Genomic DNA, 1,197 nt, shown 5'->3' on the forward strand with positions numbered 1-1,197 from the left:
TGACCTGCTCCCCGGAAATCATGCCATTGGTAAGTTAGCTGGTCAGATGGAGACGAGCGATGCGGCGAGGCCGTTTTACCGAGGATCAGATCATAGGCGTGCTGCGTGAGCACGAGGCTGGAGTGAAGACCGCCGAGCTGTGCCGGAAGCATGGCATCAGCGACGCGACGTTCTACAACTGGAAGGCGAAGTACGGCGGGATGACGGTGTCGGAGGCGGCACGGTTGCGTACGCTGGAGGATGAGAACCGTCGGCTGAAGAAGCTGCTGGCGGAGTCGATGCTGGACGTGTCGGCCTTGAAGGATCTGCTGGGAAAAAACTGACCCGGTCTGTGGATCGCTATGCTGCGGTGGAGAAGCTGATGGCCGACCACGGCTTCTCCGAGCGTCGCGCCTGCAGGCTGATCGGGGTCAATCGGTCGGCGTGGCAATACGAGCCGCTTCGCGGGAAGGACGATGCTGTCCGCGAGCGGATGCGCGAGATCGCCAACGAGCGTCGTCGGTTCGGCTATCGCCGGCTGGCGATCCTGCTCAGGCGGGAGGGCAAGGGCATGAACCTGAAGAAGGTGTACCGGCTATACCGCGAGGAGCGGCTGACGGTGCGCAAGCGTGGCGGTCGCAAACGGGCCCTCGGCACCCGGTCACCGGTGGCAATCCCGCAGGAACCCAATCAGCGCTGGTCGCTCGACTTCGTGTCGGATGCGTTGGCCTGCGGCCGGCGGTTCCGCCTGCTCAACGTTATCGACGACTACAGCCGGGAGTGCCTGGCCTGTATCGTCGATACCTCGCTATCAGGCCGGCGTGTCGTGCGCGAGCTGACCGCCATTGCCGAGCGGCGCGGGCTGCCGTGCATGGTGGTCAGCGACAATGGAACCGAGCTGACCAGTCATGCCGTTCTGGCCTGGTGCCAAGACACCGGGGTCGAGTGGCATTACATCGCGCCGGGCAAGCCGCAGCAGAACGGCTTCGTCGAGAGCTTCAATGGTCGCTTGCGCGACGAGTGCCTGAACGAACACCTGTTCCCCTCGCTCGCTGCGGCGAGACGGATCATCGAGGCATGGCGGACGGACTACAACACCGTGCGTCCGCACAGCAGCCTTGGCGGCATGGCACCCGCCGAGTTCACCAACCGCCCCCGCCAAAGGCATGAGGACACCAAAGCTAACTTATCAGCGGCCTGAAAATGGGGAGCAGGTCA

The 1,197-nt window shown here is 63.7% G+C and carries 1 protein-coding gene; it reads left to right on the forward strand.

Annotated elements, in window-relative coordinates:
• Positions 1–59: 59 nt before the first annotated feature.
• Positions 60–1,180 (forward strand): IS3 family transposase gene (locus tag SPHI_RS14645; protein WP_096348783.1). Its coding sequence is split into 2 segments (ribosomal slippage): positions 60–309 and positions 309–1,180, totalling 1,122 coding nucleotides; the frame shifts between segments, so codons are not numbered across the junction.
• Positions 1,181–1,197 lie beyond the last annotated feature (17 nt).

Source organism: Sphingomonas jeddahensis (assembly GCF_001981525.1).
Lineage (GTDB): Bacteria > Pseudomonadota > Alphaproteobacteria > Sphingomonadales > Sphingomonadaceae > Sphingomonas > Sphingomonas jeddahensis.